Origin of the sequence: Paracoccus sp. (in: a-proteobacteria), from assembly GCF_030538755.1 — a bacterium.
Lineage (GTDB): Bacteria > Pseudomonadota > Alphaproteobacteria > Rhodobacterales > Rhodobacteraceae > Paracoccus.
Genome location: NZ_JAUNTJ010000046.1, coordinates 1 through 3,961, shown reverse-complemented (window position 1 = coordinate 3,961; position 3,961 = coordinate 1). Strand labels below are relative to the sequence as shown.

At 64.9% G+C, this 3,961-nt stretch carries 4 protein-coding genes; all 4 read right to left on the bottom strand.

Annotated elements, in window-relative coordinates:
* Nucleotides 1–65: 65 nt before the first annotated feature.
* The 4 genes from Q4G14_RS14990 to Q4G14_RS14975 all read right to left on the bottom strand — a co-directional run bounded on the left by Q4G14_RS14990 (nucleotide 66) and on the right by Q4G14_RS14975 (nucleotide 3,555).
* The gene (locus Q4G14_RS14990; protein WP_303362569.1) at nucleotides 66–1,382 is read right to left on the bottom strand and encodes a thioesterase family protein; all 1,317 of its coding nucleotides are present in this window, start codon (nucleotides 1,380–1,382) and stop codon (nucleotides 66–68) included.
* An 89-nt stretch (nucleotides 1,383–1,471) separates the two neighbouring features.
* Nucleotides 1,472–2,158 carry an autoinducer binding domain-containing protein gene (locus Q4G14_RS14985; RefSeq protein WP_303362568.1) on the bottom strand — a complete coding sequence of 229 codons (687 nt, stop codon included), beginning with the start codon at nucleotides 2,156–2,158 and terminating at the stop codon, nucleotides 1,472–1,474.
* Nucleotides 2,159–2,469: 311 nt separating this feature from the next.
* A complete protein-coding gene (locus tag Q4G14_RS14980) occupies nucleotides 2,470–2,904 on the bottom strand; it encodes a hypothetical protein (RefSeq protein WP_303362567.1) in 435 nt (144 codons plus the stop codon).
* 21 nt (nucleotides 2,905–2,925) lie between these two features.
* The gene (locus Q4G14_RS14975) at nucleotides 2,926–3,555 is read right to left on the bottom strand and encodes an acyl-homoserine-lactone synthase (RefSeq protein WP_303362566.1); all 630 of its coding nucleotides are present in this window, start codon (nucleotides 3,553–3,555) and stop codon (nucleotides 2,926–2,928) included.
* Between the last annotated feature and the right edge of the window lie 406 nt (nucleotides 3,556–3,961).

Below are 3,961 nucleotides of genomic sequence, written 5' to 3'. Positions count from 1 at the left end.
CAGGCAAACGCCGCCAGAAACCCCACAAGCCCTTAAGTTAGCGCGTATGGGGCGTCTGCCCCGCCTTATCCCCGCACGGCACCCCCGCCGATATCGCGGATGCCCTGCCCCGCATGGTCGGGCAGCGGCCCCTGATCCTGCGCGGCCACGCCATCCAGCGCGGCGATCAGCGGATCGGGCATCGGCACGGCGCGCCCGGCGGCGCTGTTCACATGCAGCAGCATATGTTCGCCCGTCGCCGCCTCGACCCCATCGGCGCGCAGGATGCGGTGATGCAGGCGGAACCGCTTGGCATCATGCCCGATCAGCCGCGTTTCGACGGACAACCGCTCACCCGCGCTGACCTCGGCCAGATGGCGGATATGGGTTTCCACGGTATAGGCGGAATGCCCGCCCGCGCGGTATTCCGGCCCAAGGCCGATGTGGATCAGAAACGCATCGGTCGCGTCGCCCATCACCTGAAGATAGCGAAACTCGGTCATGTGGCCGTTGTAATCCAGCCAGGCCCCGCCCACCGTCACCTGATGCAGCCGCAGCGGATAGCCCGCCGGGGGCGGCACGGCGCGGCCATAAAGGCGGTTCTCGGCGTCCCGCACCACCTGCCCGGCCCCCTGCCCCGCCGCCTTGAGCGCGTGCAGGATGCCGGTCAGCGCCTCATCACGCAGATGGGCCGGATCGCCTGCCTGCCCCTCGGGGCGACCGGCCGCCGGATCGGCAGTGCCCCACAACCCCGCCCACGCCAGCGACAGGCCCGACCCCAGCCGGAGGATGTCGTCGATCTGCGCAGCACTGGCCTGCCCGTCATCGACCAGATGCCGCGCCTCGGCCAACAGGCGGGCCGACAGGCGATGGCCGACCGGCGCGCCCGTGGCGGTGGCGGTGCGGACCGGCTGCATCCCGGCATCGGCCAGCATTGCCGCCGCCCTGCCCGCCGCCGCATCGGCCCCGGTGATTTCGGCCAGCGGCAACAGATAGACCGGGGCGCAGCCGGTCACGCGGATGATCCGGTCGGGATATTGCGCGCCCTGTTGCAGATCCCGCAACGCACCGCCATCCGACAGGGCGATGATCGCCTGCGCCGGCGCGGCGGCCTCGATCCGGGCGATGGTTCGCGGGTCTGCATCGGGCAGGCTGACGATGATGTAATCCGCCCCGGCCACAGCATCAGCCAGTTCCGGCGCGGGGATCACCCGGCCCGGTTCCGGCAGCGGTGCCTGAAACAAGCGCCCCCACGCCCGCCCGGCATCGGCCAGAACCCGGCTCAACGCCGCCGCCCCGCCGGGGTCAGCGTCGAATACCGCCACATCATCGCCGCCAAGGATAAAGCGCGCGATCCAGCCGTGCCCGGCCTCGCCGCCGCCGATAAAAGCGATCCTTGCCATCTGCCCCCCTGTCGTTTTTGCCGCCTTTGCCGCCCGGCTGCCACTATGCACGGCAGAACCGCCCCCGGACAACCGCGACAAACGCCGGGTCAGATGATCTTGTAGCGCACCGCCTTGGCCACCGCCTGCGCCAGCGACACGCAGTTCAGCTTGACCCGCGCCAGCTTCAGATAGCTGCGCACCGTATGTTCCGACAGATCGAGGATGATCGCGATTTCACTGTAGGTTTTCCCCTGCGAGGTAAAGCGCAGGCATTCGCATTCGCGCGGGGCAAGCTGCGGCAGGCCGCGCGTATCGGCGATGATTTCCGACACGGCCTTCATATGCAGATCGGCGTGGATCTGCACCAGCATGTCATGCAGCGCATCGACATGACCGGCCCACCCGGCATCGTCGCGGCGGCTGATCGACAGCACGCTTTTGCGGCCATGGGCGTCGGTGTGGATCAGGCTGTAACCCGTCTTGCCCAGATCGAACGTGCCGAACTGCTCCATCAACTGTTCCGCCTCGGGGGTCAGGGTCAGGTCGGACCAGAAGAACGGCTCGTCGCTGGAATGGGCGCGTTGCAGCACCGGGTCCACGGCGCTGTAGCTGTTCAGCAGGTAATGGCTGACCCATGCCTCGGGATAGGTGGTGCGCACGAACGGATTGTCGATCCCGGCACTGGGGTTGTTCAGGATGTGAAAGGTCAGGTGATCCACCTTCAGCAGCCCTTGCAGGTTCAGCACGGCATCCGCCGTCGAATTTTCCTCGAGCGCCGTTGTCAGAGGGGGCATGCTGCTCTCCTTCGCGTCGGTCAGAATCGGCCACCGCCGGTCCGTGACAAGCGTTAAGGATTTTTGTGACAGTTGCGCACAATTTACGGATGATCGGCATAAATTTGCCGTTACTGCAAATTCTGGGCAGGTTCCGGCCAGAAACCAGCGGGCACCGCTGACGAACAGTCGAATTTACGGTTGAATTTGCTTTGGAAATTTCTGCGGATGCCGAGGGGTGAACCATTCAGATCGGATCGCGGCCGGGTTTGGCACTGTCGCCAACCCCGGTGCGAATCAATCTTGGGTTGATCTGCATCACCCGCCGCCGGTCACAAAAAACCATCAGGAAACCGGCACCTTGTCGCCTGAACCTGCGCCCGGCGCAGCGGGTGCAGGCGGCCAAATCCGGGGTGATCCAGCAGCGCCCGCATGTTCCCCCCGGCCTCGGACAAGGAAACGGGGGGGCGCGGCAGCATCGCCATGGTCAGCGCGCGGGCATAGAGCATCTGCAACTGCACCACCGCCCCCAGCCAGACCGAGGGCTGCGCCCCCCGCATCAGGTTCAGCCCGGTGGCCATGAACCGCTGCCGCCGGTCCGGGTCGTCCAGACCAACACCCATCCGCGCCAGCAGCGCGCCTTTATACAGCCAGTCATCGGCGCGGCTGGCATCGGCGGCCAGCCGCGATTCGATCAGCCCCAGAACGCGGGGCATTTCGGCCTGATCGGATTCGGTCGCAAGGCAGTAAAGCGAAAAACTGTCCACAAGGCACCCTGTCTGCTGGTCTTAGATACTGGCGGCCCGCCTGCCGAATGTGGCGGTCTGGCTGCGGGCAATGACATGCGGCTGCGGCATCAGTAACGGCAGGCTGATGCCTATCCGCGCGCGCATCTGGTGCAGCACGCGGGACGAGACCTCGAACGAGGCGCAGCACACCGGGCGGCGGCCATAGCCATCGGCGCGGCCATGCATCTGCATCCGCACCCCGGCGCGCTGATAGATGCGGGCCATCACCGGCTCGAAGTTGGACACCAGCCGGTCGATCCCGCAGGCCAGTGCCGCCTCGCACAGGGCGATCAGCAGCAGGCTGAAGGCCCGCCCGCAATCCACGTCGGGGTGGTCGCGGGCGATCATCGCCTTGTCCACGCACATGCGCGTGCCTTCCCAGATATGATCGCCGATCAGGCCGTCATCCCGGTCATGCGTGGCCCAGAACACATCATGCAGCAGCGTGGGACCATCGGTGGTCATCAGCCGAACGACACCATACAGCGTTTCCCGATCATCCGAACACCAGACCAGATATGACGCCCCCGCGCGGTCATAATCGTCATATTCCTGATCGCCATGAACGGGCACATCCCAGTTCAGCCCATCCGCGAAAACTCTTTTCCGCAGGCGAAAGATACTGGCCATCAGGTCGGGGTAAAAAGGAACGTCTTGCGATGAAATCAAGGTGAACATGACAGGCGCTCGCGTTGGTTTTCCTTGGAACGAGGCTAAGGAAAAGATCGCATCGGCATATTCACCCGCCTGCACGGGTCCGATCCGACCCCCGCAGATGTGGGGGCAGTCAGGGCGCAGGCGATGCGGGAAAGACAGGGCGCCAATACCCCCTTGGCCGCAATCACGGCAACGAAACCCCGGCCTGCTCCCAACATATATACATACAAATACCCGCCAGATCGCGGCGGGTATCGCAAGCCGGACAGGCATGGCGGGCCAGTGCATGGCCCGCCGCCGCCTCACCCGACTTTATGTATATTTTTATGTTTATTTTGTATTTCGGTTATTTTTGCGTTTTGGATGCGGATGTTTCGTT